Raw genomic sequence first — 20381 nt, forward strand, 5'->3', positions numbered from 1 at the left:
GGCGAGACATGCAGCACCGCACGGACACCGTGAAGCGGACCATCGCCGAGGTCGTCGCCGAGCGGAAGACCCAGATGTCGCCCGGCGCGATGTTCGTCGAGGCGTTCGCCAAGGACGGCTTCGACACCAGCGTCGACTACGACGTCACGGTCACCGACTCGCTGACCAGTTCCCGGCGCAAGCCCCGGTACCCGTCCCGGAACATGCTGAAGGTGGTGGACCTGTCCCGGGACCCGCAGGACTTCTACTGGCACGAGAGCCCGCCCCGGCCGGGTGATCCGGCGGTGGACGGCGCGGACCTGCGCCGGGAGGCGGCCAACCACTTCCACCGCTCCCCCATCCCGCCGCTGCTCACCACCACCGCGTGGGTGCAGGTGCCGGACACGCTGTGGGAGGACCCGGTCAGCTTCGCCCAGTTCATCGACTACCGGCTGGTGGTGCGGCTGGCCACCGCCGAGAACCACACCATCCTGCGCGGCGAAGGTGGGCTGCTGGCCATGCCGGACCTGGGTCGGCTCACCGACCCGGGGCCGTTCGCCTCGACGATCCTGTCGGCGTGCAACGAGGTCGAGCAGATGGGCAGCACCGCCGACGGGTTGATCATCAACCCGGCCGACTACTACCGGCTGCTCGGCAGCGGCTCGCTGATGCGGGACGTGGAGGAGAACGGCGTCTTCATCGTGCGTACCCGGCTGGTCGACCCGGGCACCGCGATCGTCGGCGACTTCGGCCACGGCGCGTTGCTGTTCGACGCCGGCCGGTCCACGATCGGGTTCGCCGAGCCGCCGCCGGGCACGTTCGCCGAACCGGGGGTGGCGCTGCGCGCCGAGATCTGGGAACGGGTCGTGGTCAACCTGCCCACCTGCTTCTTCGTCGTCACGCTCTGACCGGCGGCGACGATGACGACGCCCGCCCGCGCCGACCCCGACGTCCTGGTCATCGGCGCGGGCATGGTCGGGTTGTGCTGTGCCTGGTTCCTGCGCCGCGCCGGCCACACCGTGACGGTTGTCGACCGGGGCGAGGTCGGTGACCCGGCGGCCTGTTCGGCGGGGAACACCGGCTTCGTCGGCACCCAGGGCTCGGCGCCGCTGGCCGAGCCCGGGGTGCCGGCCAAGGGCATCCGCTGGCTGTTCAGCCCGGAGAGCCCGTTCTCGGTCCGGCCCCGGCTGGACGGCGCGCTGCTGGCCTGGCTGTGGCACTTCCGCCGGCACTGCACCGACCGGCACGCCCGCGCCGGCTTCGAGACGCTACTCGCGCTCAAGCAGCGCAGCCTGGCGCTGCTGCGCGAGATGTGCGCCGAGGACGAGCTGGCCGGCACGCTCACCGAACGCGGCATGATCCTGGCCTGCCACACCGAGCAGGGGTACGCGCAGGCGCGCCGCACGATCCGCGCGGCGACCGCCCGCGGGGTGCCGCTGCGTGACCTGGGCCGGGCGGAGCTGGCCCGGCTGGAGCCGGGGGTCGACTTCGCGGTGGCCGGTGCGCTGCTCAACGAGGAGGGCGCCGCGCTGCGCATCCCGGCGTTCCTGGTCGGCCTCGCCGAGGCGCTGCGGGCGCGCGGCGTGGAGATCGTCACCGGCGCCGAGGTGCGCGGCTTCGAGGCGACCGGCCGGCGCGTGCGGGCGGTGCGGACCGCCCGGGGCGACCTGCGTCCGGCCGAGGTGGTGGTGGCCGCCGGGGTGTGGTCGGCGGCGTGCGCCCGGATGCTCGGCGTCGGGCTGACGCTGCAACCGGCCAAGGGCTACACCGTCACGCTCCCGGCCGGGCCGGGCACGCCCACCCGGCCGGTGCTGCTCAGTGAGGGCAAGGTCGCGGTGATGCCGCTGGGTGACCGGGTACGCGTCGGCGGCACGCTGGAGCTGTCCGGGCTGGACCCCTCGATCTCGCCGCGCCGGGTGGACGGCATCCTGCGTACCGCCCGGCGTTACCTGCCGGCGCTGGACACCGGCCGGCGGCTGGACGTGTGGAGCGGGTTGCGCCCGTGCACCCCGGACAGCCTGCCGTTGATCGGCCGGGCCGGCGGGTACGACAACGTCAGCGTGGCCACCGGCCACGGACACATCGGGATGGGGCTGGCCCCGGCCGGCGGTGAGCTGCTCGCCCAGCTCGTCACCGGCGCCGAGCCGGCGCTGCCGGCGCGGACGTTCGCGCTGGACCGCTTCCGGAGGGGGAGCTGATGGGCGACCGACCGGAGATCGGGGTGCTCTGCCTCGACACCAGCTTCGACAAGATTCCCGGGCACATCCGCAACCCGGCCACGTTCGACTTCCCGGTGCGCTACCGGGTGGTCGAGGGCGCCACGCCGCAGCGGCTGGTCCGCGAGGCCGACCCGACGCTGCTGGAACCGTTCGTCGACGCGGCCCGGGACCTCCAGGCCGCCGGCGTCGCCGGCATCACCGGGGCGTGCGGGTTCCTGGTGCTGTTCCAGGCCGAGCTGGCCGCCGCGGTGGACGTGCCGCTGTGGTCGTCGAGCCTGGTGCAGCTGCCGATGGTGCACCGGATGGTCGGGCGTACCGTCGGGCTGCTGGTCGCCGACGAGGCGGCGCTGACGCCACGGCACCTGGCGGCGGTCGACGCGGCGGACGTGCCGGTCGCGGTCACCGGCATGGCCGGGCAGCCGGAGTTCCGCGAGGTGATGCTCCAGGGGCGGCGGGACGCGCTCGACGTGGACCGGCTGGCCGCCGAGGTGGACGACCGGATCGACGCGCTGGCCCGTGCCCACCCCGACCTGGGCGCGCTGGTGATCGAGTGCACCGACCTGGTGCCGTTCGCCCACCGGATCCAGGCGCGGCTCGGCGTGCCGGTGTTCGACATCGTCACGCTCACCGAGATGGCTCACGCCACCCTCACCCGCCGCCCCTACCCACGCTCCTAGCCCGCCGCCCTGCTGTCTCACCCGCCGCCGTGTCCTCCCGCCGCCCTGTTTCCCGGAAAGAGTGGCTGTCCGGGCCCGGATGGCCACTCTTTCCGGGAAAGCGCGCGGGAGGTGGGCGCTCAGACCGGGGGGATGCCGGAGCGGCCGATGGCCGACATGTCGCCGCCGCCGATCTCGCCGGTGTCGGTGGACGGTGGCGGGGCGATGGCCTCGGTCCGGTCCTCGATGCAGGCGTCGCCCAGCCCGTGCATCAGCTCCCCGATGGCGGCCAGCGCCGAGCCCTTGTCCGGGCAGGGCCGGCCGGTCGCGAGCACCTGCCCGTCGCCGCCCAGCACCGTGAACCCGACCCGGCCGTCGGTCTCGCTCTCGATGACGAACTTCACCGCGCTCCTCCCGCCGCTCAGACCCCGTGGGCCTGCAACCACAGCTCCAGCAGGCCCAGTTGCCACAGCTTGTTGCTGCCGGCGGTGGCCTGCGCCCGGTCCGGCTCGGCGAGCAGCTCGTCGACGTAGGCCCGCCGGAACAGGCCGCGCCGGCGTGCCTCGGGCGCGTCGAGCGCCTCGACCACCAACTCCCGCACGGGGCCGTCGACGTTGCGCAGCGCCGGTACCGGGAAGTAGCCCTTGGGCCGGTCGATGACCTCGGCCGGCAGCACCTCCCGGGCCACGTCCTTGAGCACGCCCTTGCCGCCCTGGGCCAGCTTGTGCTCGGGTGGGCAGGCGGCGGCGAGCGTCACCAGGTCCTGGTCGAGGAACGGCGTCCGTACCTCCAGCCCCCAGGCCATGCTCATGCTGTCGACCCGTTTGACCGGATCGTCGGGGAGCATCAGGTGGGTGTCCAGGCGCAGCACCGCGTCCACCGCGGTCCGCGCGCCCGGCGCGGCCAGCTCCGCGGCGACCAGCTCGCCGCTGACGTCCCGGTCGCAGGCGTACGCCGGGTCGACCATCCGGTTCAGCTCGGCGTGGTCCCGGTCGAAGAACGCGGCGGTGAACTCTGCGGCGGCGTCGGCGCGGGTCGCCCGCGCGAGCCGGTGGTGGTAGCCGTAGCCGGCGAACACCTCGTCGGCGCCCTGCCCGGACTGCGCCACCTTCACGTGTCGGGCCACCTGCTCGGCGAGCAGGTGGAACGCCACCACGTCGTGACTGCCCATCGGTTCGGTCATGGCCGCCACGGTGGCGCGGACGGCCGGGCCGAGGTCGCGGTCGGCGAGGCGGATGCGGTGGTGGTCGGTGCCGAACGCGCGGGCGACCAGGTCGGAGTAGTGGAACTCGTCGCCGGCCTCGTCGCCCCGGCTGTCGAAGCCGATGCTGAACGTCTGGAGGTGGTGCTGTCCGGCCCGGTCGAGTAGCGCCACGATCATGCTGGAGTCGAGGCCGCCGGAGAGCAGCACGCCGACCGGCACGTCGGCGACCAGTCGACGGCGTACCGCGGTGCGCAGCGCGTCCCCGATCGCGTCCCGCCAGTCGCCGGCGTCCATGCCGTCGTGGGCCGGGTCGCGCCGGTAGTCGGGCCGCCAGTAGACGTGCTCGCGGGTGCTGCCGTCGGCCTCCACCACCCGGACGGTGGCCGGCGGAAGCTTCCGCACGCCGCGCAGGATGGTGCGTGGGGCCGGCACGATCGAGTGCCAGGACAGGTAGTGGTGCAGCGCGACCGGGTCGATGCCGGTGTCCATGTCGCCGGCGGCCAGCAGCGCCGGAAGGGTGGAGGCGAACCGCAGCCGGCCGGGTGATTCGGCGAGGTAGAGCGGCTTGATGCCCAGGCGGTCCCGGGCCAGCACGAGCCGGCGCCGCCGCTGGTCGACCAGCGCGACGGCGAACATGCCGACCAGGTGGTCGACGAACCGTTCACCCCACTGGGCGTACGCGACCAGGATCACCTCGGTGTCACTCGTCGAGCCGAACGTGTGCCCGGCCGCCCGCAGCTCGTCGCGCAGCTCGGGGTAGTTGTAGACGCAACCGTTGAAGATCAGGGCGAGACCGAGGTCGTCCCGGACCATCGGCTGGTCGCCCGCCTCGGTCAGGTCGATCACGGTCAACCGGCGGTGCCCCAGGGTGACCCAGCCGTCGCTCCACCACCCTTGGCCGTCCGGGCCGCGCGAGCGCATGGTCTCGGTCATCCGGGTCACCGCGCCCGCGTCGGGGGTGGCCCCGTCGAACCGGGCCTCACCGCTGATCCCGCACATGTCGGCGACTACCCGGCGTGTGACCAAGGAAACCCGGGATGGGCGGTTGCCGAGCCGGGACCGGCGGGCCGTCGTACGGTGGCGGTACGGGCCATGTCCCCGGGCGGTCCGGCCACGGGAACGTGGCCATGATCGACAACGCCTGCCAGGAGGACGTGTGTTCGCCAATTCCGAGGAACTCCTGCGATACCTCAGCAACGAGGACGTGAAGTTCGTCGACGTACGTTTCTGTGACCTGCCCGGCGTGATGCAGCACTTCAACCTGCCGGTCGAGTCCTTCGACGACAGCGTCTTCACCGACGGCCTCGCGTTCGACGGCTCGTCGATCCGCGGCTTCCAGTCGATCCACGAGTCGGACATGCTCCTGCTCCCCGACGTCGCCACCGCGTTCATCGACCCGTTCCGCGCCCAGAAGACCCTCGCGCTGAACTTCTTCGTCCACGACCCGTTCACCCGCGAGGCCTACTCCCGCGACCCCCGCAACGTCGCCAAGAAGGCCGAGGCCTACCTCGCCGCCAGCGGCATCGCCGACACCGCCTACTTCGGCGCCGAAGCCGAGTTCTACATCTTCGACTCCATCCGCCACGAAACCTCCGCCCACCAGTCGTTCTACTACATCGACTCGATCGAGGGCGCCTGGAACACCGGCCGCATCGAAGACGGCGGCAACCGCGGCTACAAGACCGCCTACAAGGGCGGCTACTTCCCCGTCCCCCCGGTCGACCACTACGCCGACCTGCGCGACAGCATGGTCCGCCGCATGGTCGACGCCGGCTTCACGGTCGAACGTTCGCACCACGAGGTGGGCACCGGCGGCCAGTCGGAGATCAACTACAAGTTCTCCACGCTGCTTCGCGCCGCCGACGAGCTGCAACTCTTCAAATATCTGATCAAGAACGAGGCGTGGGCGCACGGCAAGACCGTGACGTTCATGCCCAAGCCCTTGTTCGGTGACAACGGCTCCGGCATGCACACCCACCAGAGCCTGTGGCGCGGCGGCGAGCCGCTGTTCTACGACGAGACCGGCTACGCCGGCCTGTCCGACACCGCCCGCTGGTACATCGGCGGCCTGCTGCACCACGCCCCGTCACTGCTGGCCTTCACCAACCCGACCGTCAACTCCTACCGGCGCCTCGTGCCCGGGTTCGAGGCACCGGTCAACCTGGTCTACTCCCAGCGCAACCGCTCCGCCTGCACCCGCATCCCGGTCACCGGCAGCAACCCCAAGGCCAAGCGCGTCGAGTTCCGCGTCCCCGACCCCTCGGCCAACGTCTACCTCGCCTTCTCCGCGATGATGATGGCCGGCCTCGACGGCATCAAGAACAAGATCGAACCCCCGACCCCCATCGACAAGGACCTCTACGACCTCCCCCCGGAGGAATGGGGCGACGTCAAGCAGGTCCCCGGCTCACTGTCGCACGCGCTGGAAGCGCTGGCCGCCGACCACGACTACCTGCTCGACGGCGGTGTCTTCACCGACGACCTGATCTCCACCTGGATCGACTGGAAGAACGCCAACGAGGTCGACCCGGTGCGCCTGCGCCCGACCCCGCACGAGTTCGCGATGTACTTCGACTGCTGACGCGTCACCCGGTTCGTCACCGGCCCCGCGTAGGGGCGCGGGGCCGGTGGAAACGGCATCCGGAAGGCCGCCGGCCTCGTACCGTCGAGACATGGCGCAGCCCCGCGACGACCGGCCCGGAACGTCGGTGCGGCCACGACCGGCCGATGCCCCGGCGACCGCCGACCCGCTCACGCTCGGGGTGGAGGAGGAGTTCCTGCTGCTGGACTCCGCGACCGGGGAGAGCATGCCGGTCGCCGACCGGGTCCGCGACGCGCTCTCCGGGCTCGCCCGCGAGCAGAGCCGGCAGGAGTTCCGGCACAGCATGGTGGAGATGGTGACCCCGGTCAGCCCGGACCTCACGTCGCTGCGGGAGCACCTCGTCGCACTGCGCCGGGCCGCCGCCCGGGCCGCCGACGCCGTCGGGGCACGGCTGGTGGCGGTCGGGGCCACCCCGGTCTGCGAGGCCCACCGGACCGTGCCCGACGAACCGCGCTACCACGACATGTCCCGGCGGTTCGGGCCGGTGGCCCACGACCCGGCGGTCTGCGGCTGTCACGTCCACGTCGGGGTGCCCGACCGGGAACTCGCCGTGCGGGTCTGCAACCACCTGCGCCCGTGGCTGCCGGTGGTGCAGGCGCTCACCACGAACTCGCCACTGCACGACGGGCGGGACACCGGACACGCGAGCTGGCGCTCGATGCAACTGCAACGGTGGCCGAGTATCGGGCCCACACCGCACTTCGACTCCGCCGCCGACTACGACGCCACCGTGCAGGAGCTGATCACCGCCGGCATCATGCTCGACGCCGCGATGGTCTACTGGTACGCCCGGCCGTCCGCGTCCTACCCGACCGTGGAGATCCGGGTCGGCGACGTCTGCCCCACCGTCGACGACACCGTGCTCGTCGCCGGGCTGGTCCGGGCCCTGGTCGCCACCATGATCGACGAGATCCGCGCGGGCGTCCCCGCCCCGCGCATCCGTGACTGCCTGGTCGCCGCCGCGCACTGGCGGGCCGCCCACGACGGCCTCGACGGTGAGCTGGTGGACCTGCGCACCGGCCGGCCCCGGCCGGCCTGGGACCTGGTCGACGAGCTGCTCGCCACCGTCGCGCCCGCGTTGACCCGGCACGGCGACCGGGAGCTGGTCCTGCGGGAGGCGGAGCGGCTGCGCCGGGACGGCACCGGAGCCACCCGGCAACGGCGGATCATGGCCGACACCGGCGGCGACGTCCGCGCCGTGCTGGAGCATCTGGCCGCGCAGACCACCGCGGCCTGACCGGCGCCGGCCGTGACCTCAGCGCAGCCCGGCGAACAGGTCGTCCTCCGGCGTCGGCGCGCCGGTGGTGTCGCGGACCCGGACGAACGTCTCGATCCCCATCAGCTCGGTGAACCGCTGCTGCCCCAGCCGCAGGAAGAAGATGTTCTCCGCCTGGCTGGCGTGCGCGGCCAGCGAGGCGAACTTCTGCCCGCCGTGGGCACGCGTGTCCACCCAGGTGGTGATCTCGTCGTCGGGCAGGCCCAGCGGCGCCGTCCCGTCGGCCGCCTCCGGATCCGGGAACTCCACCCCGATCTCCTGCATGACCTTGCCGAACTCCCGGAACGCGCTGCGCGGCACCGTGGTCCAGTAGACCTTGGCCGGAATGCCGGTGCGCTCCACCGCGGCCATCGTGACGCGATGCGCCTGGATGTGGTCGGGGTGGCCGTAGAAGCCGTTCTCGTCGTAGGTGACCACCACGTCGGGGCGGTGACGCCGGATCAGCTCGGCCAGCCGGTCGGCCGCCTCGGCCACCGGCGTCTTCCAGAACGCGCCGGGCGCGTCGTTGGTGGCCCAGCCCATCATCCCGGAGTCGGCGTAGTCGAGCGTCTCCAGGTGGGTGACCTTCAGCGCCTCGCAACTGGCCACCAGCTCCGCCCGGCGCATCGCCACCACGGCCTGCGGGTCGTGCCCGTCATCGCCCGGCTTGACACCGTCGGGACCGTCGCCGCACCGGCCGTCCGTGCAGGTCACGAGCACCGTCGTGACGCCTTCGGCCGCATAGCGGGCGAGGACGCCACCGGTGCTGGTCGCTTCGTCGTCGGGGTGCGCGTGCACCGCCATCAGGGTCAGGGATCGCTCAGCCACCCCGTCACCATACGAGCATCCACCGACGCACTAGCATTGCCCGGTCCGCAGACGGCGACGGAAGCGAGGCACGATGGGTTGGCTCCGGCGGTTGCTGGGTGGCGGCGGTGGGGTCGAACTGGACCCCGAACGCCAGCAGGCGCTGCTGCGGGACGTCCGGCACTCCTACGGCGCGCACGCCCGGGTCCGGTTCCCCGACCAGGTCGACGCGATCGGTCGGCTGCTCGCCGACGACGACGGCCTGGTGGTGGCCGCCGGGATCGTCTGCGCGGCCGCCGAGGAGGCCCACGCCGACCTGCAGTTGCAGGCCCAGGAGGTGTTCCGGCGCACCGGCCGGCGGCTGCTGGTGCACCGCCGCAACTACCGGCCCCTGTGGAAGGAGGCCGGGCAGTGGCTGCGCTGGCCGCTCGGCGCGCTGCCCAGCGGGCTGCACCCGTACGCGCAGGTGGCCGCCGCCGTCACGGTGGTCGGCGGCCGGGCGAAGCGCCTCGACCGGGTGACCGACCCGCAGCCGTTCGTGACGCGTCTGTTCGAGGTGCTCGACCTCACCACCGCCGGCTGGGAGTTCGGCCGGGTGCGGGTGGACACCGACAGCGCCACGCTGGTCGAGCGGCTCACCGGCACCGCCGCGCAGGTTCTCGCCACGATGGACGACCCGCCCCGGCTGCCGCCGCCGGTGCGCGAGATGATGCGCCGCAACCACAGCATCGACGTGTACGACCCGGCCGGCCCCCGGGTGGTCGGCCGGATCAACCTCGGCGCGCGGCTGCGCGAGACGCTGCTGGCCTGACCGCCCACCCGGGGCGTGTTCCTGGTCGGTCAGGTCGTGGTGCAGGTGAGGTTCGTCGGTGCGTTGTTGGCGCCGTTGACCGTGCCGATGAAGCCGAACGTGGTGGACGCGCCGGCCGCCAGCGCGCCGTTGTAGTCGACGTTGCGCACCGCCACGTTCGCGCCGCTCTGGGTGTGCGAACCGCCCCAGATCTGGGTGATGACCTGCCCGTCGGGGAACGTCCAGGACACCGTCCAACCGCGGATCGCGGTCGCGCCGGCGGTCACCGTGACCTCGCCCTGGAAGCCACCCGACCACGAGCCCGTCACCGCGTACGTCGCCCGGGCGCCGGACGGTGCGGGCGAGCTGGTGGTCGGCGTGGGCGTCGGCGTCGGGCTCACCGTGGGGGTGGGGGTGGCGGTCGACGTCGGTGTCGGCGTCACGCCCGGCCGCGCCGCCCGGTAGGTGCGGCCGGCCCGGACGGCGAACTGGACGACGTCCGTCTCCGGTCGGATGGTGGCCGGCGTGCTGCCGTCGTCGGCGTCGACGAGCGTGAAGCCGCCGGTGAACAGCCGGGACCGCAGCCGCAGCGTGCCGTCGCGGTCGGCACGGACGCCGATCTCGTCGACCTGGCCGTTGCTCCACGCCAGGGCGACGGTGTACCCGCCGCGACCGCGCAGGCCCGCGACCCGCCCGGTGGGCCAGGCGCTGGGCAGCGCGGGCAGCACGTTCAGCTCCCCGGTGTGGCTGTGCAGCAGCATCTCGGCGATGCCGGAGGTGGCGCCGAAGTTGCCGTCGATCTGGAACGGCGGGTGGAGGTCGAACATGTTCGGCGCGAGCCGGTCGGTGCGCACCAGGTCACGCAGGAGCTTGTGGGCGCGGGCGCCGTCCTCCAGCCGGGCCCAGAAGTTGATTTTCCAGGCGAGCGACCAGCCGGTCCCGTCGTCGCCCCGCAGCTCCAGCGTCCTGCGGGCGGCCTCGTACAGCGTCGGGGTGCCCCGCCTGGTGATCTGGTTGCTGGGATGCAGGCCGTACAGGTGGGAGACGTGCCGATGGGTCCGCTCGGTCTCGATCCAGTCGGCGAGCCACTCCTGGACGTTGCCGCGGGAGCCGACCCGGCTCGGGGGCAGCCGGTCCCTGGCGGTCCGCACCTGGGACCGGAAGGTGGTGTCGACGCCGAGGACCTCGCTGGCCCGGGCCGCGGCGTCGAACAGATCGCGCAGGATCTGGTTGTCCATCGTGGGGCCGGCGCAGACGCTCGCGTTCGCGTGGTGCGGCAGTTCCGGGGAGTTCGACGGGTTCGTCACCAGGTAACCGAGCGTCGGGTGGGCGACCAGGGTGTCCAGGAAGAACTGGGCGGCGCCCTTCAACGCCGGGTAGTTGGCCTGGAGGAACCCGAGGTCGCCGGTGAACAGGTAGTGGTCCCAGATGAGCGTGCTCAGCCAGGCGCCGCCGGTCTGCCACATGCCCCACAGCGCCCCGTCGACGACCGAGGCGCCCCGCCACGCGTCCGTGTTGTGGTGGGCGACCCAGCCACCGGCGCCGTACTGCGCCTGCGCGACCCGAGCGCCGGTCACGGTCAGGTCCTTGATCATGTCGAAGACCGGCAGGAAGCACTCGGACAGGTTGGTGGTGTCGGCTGGCCAGTAGTTCATCGGCAGGTTGGCGTTGATCGTGTACTTCGAGTCCCAGGACGGCGCCAGCGAGTCGTTCCAGATGCCCTGGAGGTTCGCCGGCTGGGTGCCCGGACGCGAGGAGGAGATCAGCAGGTACCGCCCGAACTGGAACAGCAGCGCGGAGAACTGCGGATCGTTCGTGGTCGCGTGTTGCGCGATCCGGACGTCGGTCGGCTGGTCGGCCGCGGCCGTCCGGCCCAGGTCGATCGTGACCCGGTCGAACAGCGCCTGGTAGTCGGCGAGATGGCGGCTGCGCAACTGGTCGACCGCCACGCTCCTGGCGGCGTTGAGCCGGTTACGCGCGATGCCCTGGTAGTCGCCGTTGACGGTGCGGTAGTTGACGTAACTGGATCCGATCGAGATCAGCACCGTCACGCTCGTCGCGCCGGAGACCCGCAGCGTGCCGCCGGAACTGCTGACCGTGCCACCGGTCACGGCGGCGTTGGCCAGGGCGAGGAACCGCACCGAGCCGTTGACGCCCTCCATGGCGCCGGAGATGCCGTCGAGCCCGATGGTGGCGGTGTCCGGGCTCGACCCGGTGGTCCGCTGCGGACTGTCGAACGTGGCGGAGAACGTGATCGAGTTGGCCCGGTCGGCGGTCAGCCGGAGCACGATCACCTGGTCGGCCGCGCTGGCGAACACCTCCCGCTGGTGCCGTACGCCGCCCAGCACGTAGGTCGTGGTGACCGTGGCGGTGGTGAGGTCGAGCGTCCGGCGGTACTGCGTCGCCCCGCCGGACGTGCCGAAGGCGAGCCGGAGGTTGCCCACGATCTGGTAGGCGAGCTGTCCGCCCGGCGTGCCCATCATGGTCTGGTTGATCAGGTCCTGCGCCGACGTCCACTGGTCGGCGAAGACCCGCCGCCGGATCTCGGCCAGGTTCGCCGCGCCCCGGGTGTTGGCGGAGTCGTACGGGCCGCCGGCCCAGACGGTGTCCTCGTTGAGCTGGAGCCGTTCGGTGTCGACGTTGCCGAACACCATCGCGCCGAGGCGCCCGTTGCCGATGGGCAGGGCCCGCAGCCAGTCGGTGCCGGCCTCCTCGTCGTACCACAGTGCCAGGTCGTTCGCGGCGAGCACCTCGGGTGGCGCCACCGAGTCGGCGCGGGCGGTGGCGGTCCAGGCGGCCGGCGCCAGCGCCGCGCCGGCGCCCGCCGCCGAAGCCTTGAGGACGTTTCTTCGGGTCACTTCGGACATGATCTCTCCCAGTCACGCGGATCAGCGGTGGCGAGCGAGTGTTAGCGCTAACACGAATCGCTCGCGCCCCATGACGCCTCCTGTCACGATGCGCGCGCCGGAGCTCCCTTACCGCGCACCACATCAGCCCATATGGACTTTCATGGATGAGGCGTCGGTCGTCAAGAAGTGACGAGCAGGTTTGGCGAACGTTGCCATCTCGGTCCGGCGGGCCGAGCGGGGCGCCGGCGCGACCGGCCGCCCCACCCGGGTCACGTGCACGACCCGCCGCGGGGCCACGTCCAGCAGCGCGCCGAGCGTGTCGCGGGTGGCGGCGACGTCGACGAGCTGGCTCAACGGGTGCGCCGCCAGGCCGGCGGCGTGCAGCGTCAACCACACCCGCATCAGCACCCGGCCGAACTCGACCTGCCCGGGCGCGTCCAGCTCGGGCGGGGCCACCAGCGCCAGGACCGCGCCGCCGCGCGCGAGCGGATCGTCGCCGGCGGCGAGCAGCCGGGCCAGCCCCAGCGGGCGCAGCACCGGGTACGCGGCCAGCGCCGCGCGCAGCCCGGCGGCGGCCGGCCGGGACAACCCGAGGCAGCGGTCGCTGAGCCCGTCGACCCGGTAGTCCGGCCGCGTCGGGTCCAGCCGCAGCCACCGGCGCAACTCGGCCACCACCGCCGGGTCCGCGTACACCTGCCGGTCGGCGGCACGCAGCAGCGCGCCGAGACGCCCGGCCGCCGGCACGAGCCGGACCGCGCCGCCGGCCCGGCGGGCGACGTCGTCGACGGCGGCGAGCACGTCGGCGTCCGGGCCGCCGGTGAACCGGCCCCGGTCGGTACGCCGGTCCCACACCTCCGAGGTACGGAACGGCGTGCGGTACGGCTGCCGTGCCGGACGCAGCCGACCCACCCGGTGGTCCGACGCGTCATGGTCGGCGACCCAGTCCAGTCGCAGTCCCGCGTCGGCGGCGACGATCAGGCAGGTTTCCACGAACGCGCCGAGCGACAGCCGCAGGTCCCGCCCGCTCGGGTCACCGGCCGGCAGCGCGTCGGCCGGGTCCCAGCCGACCGTGATCGCCCAGCGCTCGTAGCGCAGCCGCCACGGCTGGGTGTTGTGCGCGCTCGGCGCGCGCCAGCACAGCGGCTCCAACGCACGGAACGCGGCGAGGTCCATGTCAACGCTCCTTCGCGTAGAACGTGTAGCCGTGCAGCGGACGGCCGCCGAGCCGGCGGTACTGCGCCGCCGATGCCGGGTTGTCCCGCCCGACATAGGTGCTGCGCAGCGTCGTGTAGCCGCGGGCGTGCAGGTTGTGGTGCAGGTGCGCGGAGAGCAGCCGCTGGTAGCCACGCCCCTGGAACTCCGGCAGCACGCCCTTGACGATCAGCACCGCCTCGCGGCGGTACCGGCGGCGGGTGGCCAGCAGCCGGAGCTGGTTGACCGGGCCCAGGTCGCCACGCGCCGCGACCAGGAACGCGCTGATGTCCGGTACGCAGAGCACGAACGCCACCGGCTGCCCGTCCCGGGTCAGGTACAGCAGCAGCGCGGAGTCCAGCAGGTACGCCAGCCCGTCGGTCTGCCGGCGCAACTGCGCCGCCGAGATCGGGGTGTAGTAGCCGAGCTGGGCGAACGAGGCGTTCAGCATGCCGCGCAGCAGGTCGAGCTGCTCGTCGAGGCGCCGCGCGTTCCCCCGGTGCAGCTCCAGCCGCGCGCCGTCCGGCTGGCCACCCAACCCCGGCGGCGGCTCGACCGGGGCCGGCACCGGGCAGATCCAGGTGTCGGAGACGAACCGGCGGACGAACCCGTACGCCTCGTAGGCGGCCGGGTAGCGCGGCGGGTTCCAGGCGCTGTCCACGAAGCCCCGGTCGTCGAACCCGGACGTGATCACGCCGCCGGCCTGGTTGGGCAGCAGCGCCACCGGGCCGAACAGCAGGTCCCGGTCGGCGCCGGTGTGCGCGGTGACCGCGTCGAACAGCGGCCCGGCGGCCGGCGCGGTGAACTCGGTGAGCCCGAACAACTGGCACCGGCGGCCCAGCTTCGCGTCGAGGTCCGCGTCGGTGTGCAGCGTGGTCCGCCCGACCACCGCCCCGTCGGCGTCGCGCAGCACGTACAGCGGCACGCCGTCGGCCCACCAGCGGCGAATCTGCTGCCGGGGCGTCGGCACGTACCGTGGCTGGTCCGCGTACAGCCGGTCGGTGAGCGCGACGAACTCGGCCAGGCCGCGCCGGCCGGTGACCCGCTCGAACCGGTGGCCGCTCACCGGCGTACCGCCGGCCCGGTGGTCTCCGCGCCCAGCGGGGTGAACGTGTCGATGTGGCCCATCGCGCCGTCCTCGGCCCGCCACGCGCCGTTGGAGTAGCCGTCCGGCGAAGCCGTGTAGAGCCGGATGAACCCGGCGGTCGCGTTGCGCCCGCCGTCGGTCAGCCAGGCCATCAGTTTGCGGTGGTGCCGGGTACGCGCGAAGCGCAGCATCGCGTCCCGGTCGGTGAAGAACGCGATCGTGCCGAGCGTCAGCGGGAACTGCCAGTAGACGGTGTGCCAGCAGTAGCCGGACATCCGGCGCATGTCGCGAACCATCCGGAACCAGTCGGGGGCCAGCCGCAGCAGCACCAGCGGGCTCGCGTAGCGGGTGCCGCCGATGAACATCGCGCCGGCGCGGGCCTGCGCCGGGGCGCGGGAGAAGTCTCGGGTACGCATGGTCACCTCACCACCAGGTAGGCGTTCTTGATCTTCTGCGGGCCGGCGAACGGGCCGGTTCCCGGTTCGTGCAGCTCCACCCGCAGGTCACCGGCGGACGGGTCCTCCAACAGGGACTGCGCGAAATCGCGCGACACCGAGCCGAGGTGCCGGCGTACCCCGTCGCGGCAGGCGGTGGCGAGCGCCGCGCGGTCGGCGGCGGCCAGCGGGCCGCGCAGCTCGACGTGGATCACCGGCCGGGTCTCCAGCGTCGCGTCCTCGACCAGCGCCAGGCAGAACCGGCTGATCGCGGCGGCGTGCGGGTTGCCGGTGTAGAGGCCGTACTCGACGTCCTGCGGGTAGAGGTTCGCGCCCAGGTAGGAGATCGTGGAGTCGCGCCGGCCGAACAGCAGCAGCACCGGCAGCGTCATCCGCTCCTCGGCCGTCGCGGCGCGGAACTCGGCCGCGCGCACCGGGTCGGCCGCGGCCAGTTCGGCGATCCGCCGGTACGGCACCAGCAGCGCCTCGTCGCCGACGTTGTAGCGCAGCCGGGGCTGGAGCACGTCCGGCCCGGCCACCGTGCAGACCAGCTCCCGCCGCTCGTTGGTCTCCAGGTAGGTCGCGAACGGGTTGTACTGGAACACCATCGGCAGCCGCTGCTCGCCGTCGCCGAGCAGCTCCGCGCGCAGCCCCGGGTCGGTCCGCAGCCGCCGCCGCAGCCACACCGTGAACCGGGTCTCCGCGCCGATGCCGATGGTCAGGTCCGACGCCCCGTACGCCGAACGCACCCGCACGAACCGCTGCTCCAGGTAGTCCCGCAGCGCCTCCGTCATCCCCTCCCCGCCGCAGCTACCGAAGATCCGGTACCGCGACCAGGGGAAGTCCTCGGCGTCCAGCCGGTCCCGCAGGTGCTTGAGGAACGGCGGGTACGCGGTGACCAGGTAGTCGTGCTCCGGGCCGAACTCGCGCAAGGTGTCGACGATCTTGCCGAGGTCCGGTCCGGTGTTCTTCACCACCGCGATCCGGGCCATCGCCGCGCCGGTCGTGGTCCCGGTCGCCCAGGCGCCCATCGAGTACGCGTTGATCACGAACGGCCGGCGCATCGGGAACACCAGCCCGGTGTAGCCGGCGATGTCCCGGTGCACCGCCCGCAGCTCCCGCTCGCCGCGCGGCCAGTTGAACGGCCGCCCCGACGACCCGGCCGACTCGTCGACCACCACGCCCCGCTCCGGCAGCCGCCCCCGCCGGCACCGGGCGGCGGCGTCGTGGCCCACCACGTACCCGAGCTTGTCGGTCTCCGGGAAGTCCCGCAGCCGCCGACGGGCGCCCGCCGGACGGGCCCGCAGGAACTCGCGGTAGGCCGGCACCCGGCGGGAGGCCCGCACGCAGGCCGCCCGCGCGTTCGCCTCGGCCAGCCGGTCGAGCGCCGGGTGGTGCCGCCGGGCCAGCCACCGCCACCCGGCCGGGTGCCGGCCGACCAGCCGGACCATCGCGGCCACCGCCCGGCCGGCGGCCTCCCCCAGCAAGGGCGTCCCGACGGTACGCAGGGCGACGGGTCGGTGCAGTGTCTCGGCCATGACAAGGATCCTGCCGACGCCGACGCGCCGACACCTGAGCCACCGAACGGGATTCGTGCTGAGTACGCGTACCCAGCGGCCCCTACGGCGTCCGCAGCGCGCCGTCGTCGACCGCGCCCGGCATCCGCCGCGCCACGCCGGCGAGCAGGTCCGCGACCTGCACGCGCGGATCGTCCCGGGAGTCGGTCATCACCAGACCGGCCAGCGGCGACTCCCCCGCCGGCAGTCCGGCGCGCTCGGCCAGCGCCCGCTGGAGGCGGCGAAGCCGGTCGGCGGTGAGCGCGCTCTGCTCGTCGTGGGTCACCAGCACCCGCCGCTGCCCCGCGCTCCAGAACAGCACGGTCTCGGCCAACGCCGGCAGCAGCGGCTCCAACGGCGGCGGGATCGACCGGTCCTCGGCGTAAAGGCGGGCCTGGACGGCAGCCACCCGGCTCCGGTCCAGCGCGGTGAGTACGGCGTCGGTCGGCGCGTGCCGCAGCAGCGCGTCCCGGGCCGCGAAGAAGCGGTCCACGCTGCCGTCGCCCGCCCGGTCCCGCCGCTTGGTCCGCAACATGTCGACGAACGCCGCCAGGAAGGCGTCCCCGTCGGGGCCGGTGGTCCGTACGGCCCGGTGCAGCACGTGGGCATCGGTCCGGCGCTGCCCGGCCAGGCGGGTGCCGGCCAGATAGGACGGCTGGCCCAGCAGCAGGTCGACGATGCGGGTGACCAGGAAGAGTTGCTTGTCGACCAGGTGGACGCGCGCCCGCCCGCGCAGTGCTGCCAGGAACCACGCCAACGCCTCGGCCGCCTCGGGTCGGCGCAGGAACTGCCGGGACTTGAACTCGTGCGGTGCGAACCGGAAGCCGGAGCGCAGTGTCGCGAGCAGCTCGGCCGCCTCCGCCACGGTGACGTCGACGCTCGCGTGCGCGATCACCGGCGTGGCGGGATCGAGCAGGTTGGTGCCGGAGAACCCCGACTCGTCGCAGGCGATCTCCACGACCGCGCCGGACGGTGCCGCCACCGGCGGCAGTCCGCCCTGGAGCGGCAGCCTCATGCCCGATCCCCCACCATGCCGACCATGGTCGCCGACCCGGCTCGATCCGACCACCGGTTTGGCAGACGGACGCGACGAGCACTTCCCTGCTGCGCGGCGTCGCGGTGGAGAGTCGTATCTCGTCCGGATTGCGTCCGCCGGAGTCAGCCCGCCATACCGTCGAGCCGGACCGGCCGGACCTGGTCCGACGCGGGGCAGGTCCGGGCCTAACCTTGGGGGAACCGGGCCGACGGCCGGCCCGCACGGGGAGATCACGATGACCGAGGGTGGCCGCCGGCCGGGACCGGCCGGGACCGGCGACGACAGGTGGCTGACGAGCGTGGCCCGCGAGGCGAGCGCCGACGCCGCCGGCGTACCGGTGGAGCTGCTCGGCGACTATCTGCCGCTCCTGCGGGACGCGGCGGTCACCGGCCGCCGGCCGCGCCGCGGCGAACTCGACGCGGTGGGCGCCCTCGGCCGGCGCGCCGCCGAGCAGGGCGTGTCGGCCGGCCGGGTGGTGCAGCTCTACCTGTCCGCGGCGCGCCGGCTCTGGCAGCAGCTTCCGCACCTGGACCGGTCCACCGACAGCGAGACGGTGCGCGCCACCGCGGAGGCGGTCCTGCACGTGGTGGACGCCGCCGTCGCCACCCTGGCCGAGGGCTACGCGGCGGCCCGCCGGGACCTGGTCCGCCGGGAGGAGTCGCTGCGCCGGGAACTCGTCGACGACCTGCTGCGGGGCGACTCCGACCTCGGCGGCCTGGTGGAGCGGGCCGAGCCGTTCGGGCTGGACCTCGCCCGGGTGCACCAGGTCGCGCTCGCCGCGCCGGGCCGGCGGCTGCCGGACACCGGGGCGGCGATCAGCACGCTCGAACGTGTCATCTTCGACCGGCTGGGCGATCGGGACGTGCTGGTGGCCACGAAGGAGGGCCTGCTGGTCGTGATCGCGCCGGCCGACGCGGTGTCGCCCGGCCGGGGGCCCGTCGGCGGCGAGCCGGCCGGGGAGCTGGGCCGGCTGATGCACGGCGAGCTGGACCGGCTGGTGCGGGGCCGTCCGTGGCAGGTGGCCGTGGGCCGGCCGCATCCGGGGCTCTACGGCATCGCCCGCTCCTACGAGGAGGCTCGGGAGGCGTTGACCACGGCCCGGCGGCTACGCGCCGAGACACCGGTGATCGACGCCCACGACCTGCTCATCTACCGCGTCCTGCTGCGGGACCAGCCGGCGATGGTGGACCTCGTGCGGGCCGTGCTCACCCCGCTCGGCCAGGCCCGGGGCGGCGCCGGTCCGCTGCTGGACACGCTGACCGAATACTTCGCCTGCGGTGAGGTCGCCACCGAGGCGGCCGGCCGCCTGCACGTCTCCGTGCGCACCGTGACCTACCGGCTGGGCCGGGTACGCGCGTTGAGCGGCTACGACCCCGCCGACCCCCGGGACCGGTTCACCCTGCACGCCGCCGTGCTCGGGGCGCGGGCACTGGACTGGCCGCGCCGGCCGCTGCCCGCGTAGCCGTCAGGCCGGGACGAGCGCCAGCTCCGGGAACCCGAGCAGGTTCGCCAGGGCCGACGCCTCCTCCCGGGTGAGGGTCAGGTTGACAGTGCCGTCGGGATCGGTCGGGTCGTCGTGCACCACGTCCCGCCGACCACCGCGCCGATGCACGACGACGCCGATCCGACGGCCCTGTTCGGTGGTGATGACGTGTCGTACCCCGATGCCGGGCAGGACGGTGCGTTCGATGATCACGAGGACTCTCCAGGGACGGCGGCCGGGCCGCCCGGGAGCGGGCGGACGCTACGGCGACGCGGTGAACGGGCGGACGTGGACCGTGGTGGCGGGCGGCGCCCGGTCGGCCGACCAGGCGGGAACACAGTTGCCGTGGCGGCGCTGGTCGATGCCCATGCGTCAACCGTAGCGTCCGCCGGTCGCCGCCCCGGGCGCCGCTCCGATCGCCACCCCGGGCCGGGGAAAGCGGTGTGGAGCAGCGCGATCGGCGCCGGACGCGGCGGCCCGGAACACCCGCTCCTCTCCGGCCACCGGCAATCAGGCACCCACTTGTTGGCCGGCCGCTGGCAGTGCCGTCCCCCGCCGCGCCGACGACGATGGAGGTCCGACCCGGTGGCCGAGCAGCGAGGAGGCGTGATCATGAGCGGCACGTCGACGGCTCCGCCGCCAGTGGTCGCCGGTGTCGCGCCGCCGCGCCGGCCCGCCCCGGCCGGGATCACCGGTCCGGCCGGCGACGGTCGCGTCCGGCCCGCCCCGGGCGGGCCCCGCCGCCGCTGAGGCGACGCCGCCCGACGTCGCCGAGCGCGACCCCCCGACCCCCGGCCCGCCGCACCCGCTCCGACGCGTGGGCGGCCAGGCAGTCATCTCTTCGGCGAAAGGACCATCCGGCCATGACGCACACCCTCGACGACCGCACCCGGACGCTGCGCGAACTACTGGAACGGCAGTCCGCGGAGTACACCGCCCAGCTCGGGGAGCTGACCGGGCAGCACCGCCAGCCCGAGCACGGCGGCCACGACCCGGACACCCTGCACCGGCTCATCGAGGCCGCCGAGCAGGGCGCCGCGGACACCGCCCGGGCGCTGACGCGGATGGCCGAGGGCAGGTACGGCGTCTGTGAGCGCTGCGGTCAGGACATCCCGACGGCCCGCCTGGAGATCCGGCCCGCGGCCCGCTTCTGCGTACCGTGTCAGCGGCCCCGCTGACCCGACTCACCGCACGAACGGCACGCCCGGCCGACCACGCTGAGTCACCATGGCG

General features: G+C 73.6%; 18 protein-coding genes. 8 read left to right on the forward strand and 10 right to left on the reverse strand.

Annotation, left to right across the window (positions count from 1 at the left end):
- Positions 1–8 precede the first annotated feature (8 nt).
- The 3 genes from VKK44_RS15765 to VKK44_RS15775 are packed head-to-tail and all read left to right on the forward strand — an operon-like array spanning position 9 to position 2875.
- Positions 9–887 carry a family 3 encapsulin nanocompartment shell protein gene (locus VKK44_RS15765; protein ID WP_343441847.1) on the forward strand — a complete coding sequence of 293 codons (879 nt, stop codon included), beginning with the start codon at positions 9–11 and terminating at the stop codon, positions 885–887.
- Between the two features lie 12 nt (positions 888–899).
- Entirely contained in the window at positions 900–2177 is a 1278-nt protein-coding gene (locus VKK44_RS15770) for an NAD(P)/FAD-dependent oxidoreductase (protein ID WP_343441848.1), read from the forward strand.
- Positions 2177–2875, forward strand: coding sequence for an aspartate/glutamate racemase family protein (locus VKK44_RS15775; RefSeq protein WP_343441849.1), 699 nt, complete (start codon positions 2177–2179; stop codon positions 2873–2875). The genes VKK44_RS15770 and VKK44_RS15775 overlap by 1 nt, the downstream gene beginning before the upstream one ends.
- A 119-nt stretch (positions 2876–2994) precedes the next feature.
- Here the strand turns inward: VKK44_RS15775 and VKK44_RS15780 are convergent, their stop codons facing one another.
- A complete protein-coding gene (locus VKK44_RS15780; protein WP_343441850.1) occupies positions 2995–3258 on the reverse strand; it encodes a YegP family protein in 264 nt (87 codons plus the stop codon).
- A gap of 17 nt (positions 3259–3275) precedes the next feature.
- Positions 3276–5057 (reverse strand): N-acetylglutaminylglutamine amidotransferase, encoded by a 1782-nt coding sequence (locus VKK44_RS15785; protein ID WP_343441851.1) that lies wholly within the window; start codon positions 5055–5057, stop codon positions 3276–3278.
- A gap of 157 nt (positions 5058–5214) precedes the next feature.
- Between VKK44_RS15785 and glnA the strand changes: the two genes are divergently transcribed.
- Both glnA and VKK44_RS15795 read left to right on the forward strand, forming a co-directional pair.
- Entirely contained in the window at positions 5215–6639 is a 1425-nt protein-coding gene (gene glnA / locus VKK44_RS15790) for a type I glutamate--ammonia ligase (RefSeq protein ID WP_343441852.1), read from the forward strand.
- A gap of 127 nt (positions 6640–6766) precedes the next feature.
- Positions 6767–7897, forward strand: coding sequence for a carboxylate-amine ligase (locus VKK44_RS15795; RefSeq protein ID WP_343447790.1), 1131 nt, complete (start codon positions 6767–6769; stop codon positions 7895–7897).
- Positions 7898–7915: 18 nt separating this feature from the next.
- Here VKK44_RS15795 and VKK44_RS15800 read toward each other — a convergent pair whose 3' ends face one another.
- Positions 7916–8743 carry a PIG-L family deacetylase gene (locus VKK44_RS15800; RefSeq protein ID WP_343441853.1) on the reverse strand — a complete coding sequence of 276 codons (828 nt, stop codon included), beginning with the start codon at positions 8741–8743 and terminating at the stop codon, positions 7916–7918.
- A 73-nt stretch (positions 8744–8816) separates the two neighbouring features.
- Here VKK44_RS15800 and VKK44_RS15805 point away from each other — a divergent pair, with 73 nt between their 5' ends.
- The gene (locus tag VKK44_RS15805) at positions 8817–9533 is read left to right on the forward strand and encodes a hypothetical protein (RefSeq protein WP_343441854.1); all 717 of its coding nucleotides are present in this window, start codon (positions 8817–8819) and stop codon (positions 9531–9533) included.
- A gap of 29 nt (positions 9534–9562) precedes the next feature.
- On the opposite strand, the gene VKK44_RS15810 is transcribed toward VKK44_RS15805, so the two are convergent.
- From VKK44_RS15810 to VKK44_RS15835, 6 genes are all read right to left on the reverse strand, one after another.
- The gene (locus VKK44_RS15810) at positions 9563–12379 is read right to left on the reverse strand and encodes a glycosyl hydrolase family 95 catalytic domain-containing protein (RefSeq protein WP_343441855.1); all 2817 of its coding nucleotides are present in this window, start codon (positions 12377–12379) and stop codon (positions 9563–9565) included.
- A 123-nt stretch (positions 12380–12502) separates the two neighbouring features.
- Positions 12503–13534 (reverse strand): nitroreductase family protein, encoded by a 1032-nt coding sequence (locus VKK44_RS15815; protein ID WP_343441856.1) that lies wholly within the window; start codon positions 13532–13534, stop codon positions 12503–12505.
- 1 nt (position 13535) lies between these two features.
- Entirely contained in the window at positions 13536–14618 is a 1083-nt protein-coding gene (locus VKK44_RS15820) for a GNAT family N-acetyltransferase (RefSeq protein ID WP_343441857.1), read from the reverse strand.
- Entirely contained in the window at positions 14615–15055 is a 441-nt protein-coding gene (locus VKK44_RS15825; RefSeq protein WP_107155405.1) for a DUF4188 domain-containing protein, read from the reverse strand. Before VKK44_RS15825 ends, VKK44_RS15820 begins: the two co-directional genes overlap by 4 nt.
- A 2-nt stretch (positions 15056–15057) precedes the next feature.
- Entirely contained in the window at positions 15058–16611 is a 1554-nt protein-coding gene (locus VKK44_RS15830; protein ID WP_343441858.1) for a phenylacetate--CoA ligase family protein, read from the reverse strand.
- Positions 16612–16693: 82 nt separating this feature from the next.
- A complete protein-coding gene (locus tag VKK44_RS15835; protein ID WP_343441859.1) occupies positions 16694–17644 on the reverse strand; it encodes a hypothetical protein in 951 nt (316 codons plus the stop codon).
- Positions 17645–17900: 256 nt separating this feature from the next.
- On the opposite strand from VKK44_RS15835, the gene VKK44_RS15840 reads away from it, so the two are divergent.
- Positions 17901–19127, forward strand: a complete 1227-nt coding sequence (locus VKK44_RS15840; protein WP_343441860.1) for a PucR family transcriptional regulator — start codon at positions 17901–17903, stop codon at positions 19125–19127.
- A 3-nt stretch (positions 19128–19130) separates the two neighbouring features.
- Here the strand turns inward: VKK44_RS15840 and VKK44_RS15845 are convergent, their stop codons facing one another.
- A complete protein-coding gene (locus tag VKK44_RS15845; protein WP_343441861.1) occupies positions 19131–19361 on the reverse strand; it encodes a potassium transporter TrkA in 231 nt (76 codons plus the stop codon).
- A 650-nt stretch (positions 19362–20011) separates the two neighbouring features.
- On the opposite strand from VKK44_RS15845, the gene VKK44_RS15850 reads away from it, so the two are divergent.
- Positions 20012–20326 carry a TraR/DksA family transcriptional regulator gene (locus VKK44_RS15850; RefSeq protein WP_343441862.1) on the forward strand — a complete coding sequence of 105 codons (315 nt, stop codon included), beginning with the start codon at positions 20012–20014 and terminating at the stop codon, positions 20324–20326.
- The last annotated feature ends 55 nt before the right edge of the window (positions 20327–20381 follow it).

The sequence above is a fragment of the Micromonospora sp. DSM 45708 genome (genome assembly GCF_039566955.1).
In the GTDB taxonomy this organism is placed as follows: domain Bacteria; phylum Actinomycetota; class Actinomycetes; order Mycobacteriales; family Micromonosporaceae; genus Micromonospora.

Excerpts from the sequence above, each read along its gene's own strand:
- VKK44_RS15815 (WP_343441856.1), bottom strand. The coding sequence starts at position 13,534 with ATGGACCTCGCCGCGTTCCGTGCGTTGGAGCCGCTGTGCTGGCGCGCG.
- VKK44_RS15825 (WP_107155405.1), bottom strand. The coding sequence starts at position 15,055 with ATGCGTACCCGAGACTTCTCCCGCGCCCCGGCGCAGGCCCGCGCCGGC.
- VKK44_RS15785 (WP_343441851.1), bottom strand. The coding sequence starts at position 5,057 with ATGTGCGGGATCAGCGGTGAGGCCCGGTTCGACGGGGCCACCCCCGAC.
- VKK44_RS15805 (WP_343441854.1), top strand. The coding sequence starts at position 8,817 with ATGGGTTGGCTCCGGCGGTTGCTGGGTGGCGGCGGTGGGGTCGAACTG.
- VKK44_RS15835 (WP_343441859.1), bottom strand. The coding sequence starts at position 17,644 with ATGAGGCTGCCGCTCCAGGGCGGACTGCCGCCGGTGGCGGCACCGTCC.
- VKK44_RS15850 (WP_343441862.1), top strand. The coding sequence starts at position 20,012 with ATGACGCACACCCTCGACGACCGCACCCGGACGCTGCGCGAACTACTG.
- VKK44_RS15830 (WP_343441858.1), bottom strand. The coding sequence starts at position 16,611 with ATGGCCGAGACACTGCACCGACCCGTCGCCCTGCGTACCGTCGGGACG.
- VKK44_RS15770 (WP_343441848.1), top strand. The coding sequence starts at position 900 with ATGACGACGCCCGCCCGCGCCGACCCCGACGTCCTGGTCATCGGCGCG.
- VKK44_RS15775 (WP_343441849.1), top strand. The coding sequence starts at position 2,177 with ATGGGCGACCGACCGGAGATCGGGGTGCTCTGCCTCGACACCAGCTTC.
- VKK44_RS15765 (WP_343441847.1), top strand. The coding sequence starts at position 9 with ATGCAGCACCGCACGGACACCGTGAAGCGGACCATCGCCGAGGTCGTC.
- VKK44_RS15840 (WP_343441860.1), top strand. The coding sequence starts at position 17,901 with ATGACCGAGGGTGGCCGCCGGCCGGGACCGGCCGGGACCGGCGACGAC.
- VKK44_RS15810 (WP_343441855.1), bottom strand. The coding sequence starts at position 12,379 with ATGTCCGAAGTGACCCGAAGAAACGTCCTCAAGGCTTCGGCGGCGGGC.